This is a genomic window from Leucobacter sp. M11, from assembly GCF_035726885.1.
Taxonomy (GTDB): Bacteria; Actinomycetota; Actinomycetes; order Actinomycetales; family Microbacteriaceae; genus JAPFRB01.
Genome location: NZ_JAPFRB010000003.1, coordinates 524,736 through 526,923, shown reverse-complemented (window position 1 = coordinate 526,923; position 2,188 = coordinate 524,736). Strand labels below are relative to the sequence as shown.

The 2,188-nt window shown below is 72.7% G+C and carries 3 protein-coding genes; all 3 read right to left on the bottom strand.

The genetic code is table 11. The features are described 5' to 3' along the window. Positions 1 to 623: mismatch-specific DNA-glycosylase (locus OOT08_RS10870; protein WP_325092661.1), on the bottom strand; the 623-nt coding region annotated here is incomplete at its 3' end. A gap of 33 nt (positions 624 to 656) precedes the next feature. Beyond that, the gene (locus tag OOT08_RS10865) at positions 657 to 1,904 is read right to left on the bottom strand and encodes a glutaminase (protein WP_325092660.1); all 1,248 of its coding nucleotides are present in this window, start codon (positions 1,902 to 1,904) and stop codon (positions 657 to 659) included. A 40-nt stretch (positions 1,905 to 1,944) separates the two neighbouring features. Continuing rightward, a partial coding sequence (locus OOT08_RS10860; protein WP_325092659.1) for an OST-HTH/LOTUS domain-containing protein occupies positions 1,945 to 2,188 on the bottom strand: 244 nt, incomplete at its 5' end.

Here is a 2,188-nt window from a genome sequence, read left to right as displayed (position 1 = left end):
GAGGACGCCCCGAGCACGGCGCGCCACTTCTCCGCCAGGCTCTCCACCGTTTCGTGGGCGTTGAGGCCGCTCGGCTGCGGCACCACCCAGAGCGGCACGTCCGCGGGCCAGCCCGGAAGCTCCGCTGGGTCCTGCCGCCCCATCCGGGCGCGGGGCTGGCCGAAGGCGTCCCGGTAGGCGGTGATCCCGGCGATGGCGACCGCCTCTGGCCGAAGCCGCGCCACCCGACGCGTCAGCCGCTCCGCGCCCGCGACGAGCTCCTCGCGCGTGAGCTCATCGGCTCGCGCGGTCGCCCGGCCCACGAGGTTCGTGATCCCGATGCCGCGGCCGAGCAGGTGCCGCTCGTCCTCGGCCGAGAGCCCGCGCGAGGCATCCACCTGGTATTCGGTGAGGCCCGCGCGGAACACAGCGGGCCAGAAGCGATTCCCCGGGTAGGCGAAGGGGGCGTTGACCGCCGCCGTCCACAGCCCGGGGTTGACCCCCACGATGAGCAGGCGCAGCGGCGCCGCCCCCGCCTCGGGCAGCACATCGTCCAGCGCGTCGGGGCTGTCGTTCGCAAAGGCGGGGAGATCGGCCCTGGTCGGTTTCCGTCCGGCCAGCGGGGAGGGCCGCCGCGCGCTCACCCGAGCCCCCCGGCGGGGCGACCCCCGAAACCGTCAGGCATCGAGTCGCTCCGGGAGGCTGCCGTCGCCGAGGTCCGGCTCCGGGAGCACCCCCTTCGGGTCGGCGAGCAGGATCGGGTGGCCGTCCTCCCGCAGGCGGCGCAGCCCCTCCAGCACCATGCGCCGGGCGACCGGGTCGAAGGAGGTCACGCGGCTCAGGTCGAGCGCGACCGGGAAGTCGCCGGGTGTCACGCGCTCGAACTGCCGCAGGACCTGCTCCGCGCTGGAAAAGCGCAGCGGCCCCTGCAGCGCGAAGCTGCGCTGCTGGCCGCGGTCCGTCTCCGTTCGGGTGATGCTCCGCACCGCGTCCACCGAGAGCGGGGGCGAGGTGAGCAGGTGCATGCCCATCTCGCGGGAGAAGCGCTCAAACACCTGCACCCCGCGCACCGAGTGGCCAACGCGGTCGAGCCTCGGCGAGAACACGGACAGGCCGACCTGGCCGGGGAGGCCCCCGATGACGCCGCCGGACACCCCGGACTTCGCGGGGATCCCGACGTGGGTCATCCAGTCGCCAGCCGCGTCGTACATGCCGCACATCGTCATGACCGAGAGCACCTGCTGGGCGACCTCCGCGGACACGACCCGCTTCGTCGTCACCGGGTTCACGCCCCCGGCGGCGAGCGTCATCGCCATGACGGCGAGGTCGCGCACGTCCACCGAGAGCGCGCACTGCCGGGTGTAGCCCTCCACGATCTCGTGCGGGTCTTGCCCGAAGCCGTCGGCGCTGCGCACGAGGTATGCCAGCGACAGGTTCCGGAACGCGGTCTCAATCTCGGACGCGTAGACGGCCTCCTCGACCGCCAGCTCGCGTCCTGCGAAGGCGGAGAGCCCGAGGCGCACCCGCTCGTCGCGCTCGTCGCGGCTGCCCTCCGGGAGGATCAGGGCGTGGGTCGCGATCGCCCCGATGTTGATCATGGGGTTATCCGGGCGCTGATCGCTCGGGTCGAGCGAGGCGGAGTTGAAGGAGTCCCCGCTCGGCTCGACCCCCACTTTCTGCAGCACCCGGTCGATCCCGTGCTCCTCAAGCGCGAGCGCGTACGCGAAGGGCTTCGACATCGACTGGATGCTGAAGCGCGCCGCCGTGTCGCCCGCCGCGTAGACGGTGCCGTCCGCGGTGCACAGGGCGGCGGCGAGCCGCTCCGGGTCGGCCTGGGCGAGCTCTGGGATGTAGCTGGCGACCTCGCCGCCGTCCTCGGTGCCCGCGAGCACCTCCTGCAGGTAGTCCTCGATGGGGGATCTCATGCCGCCAGTGTAAGCCGTGCCGCCCGATCCCCCGCCCGGGTTACTCGCCCTGCTCGCGGAGCCGGACGAGTCGCTCGTGCCCGGTCTCCTCCAGCTCGGCGACGTTGGCCCGGGACTTCAGGAAGTCGGAGAAGGACCGGAAGCCGAGCGCCTTCTCATTGAAGGACGGGTCCATCCGGCGCATCTGCTGCTTCACCGCGGAGCTGTGGAGCCAGCCCGAGTCGTCCTGCTCGTGGCCGAGCCAGAGGGCGCGGATCAGCAGGCCGGTGACGGCGAGCTCGGCA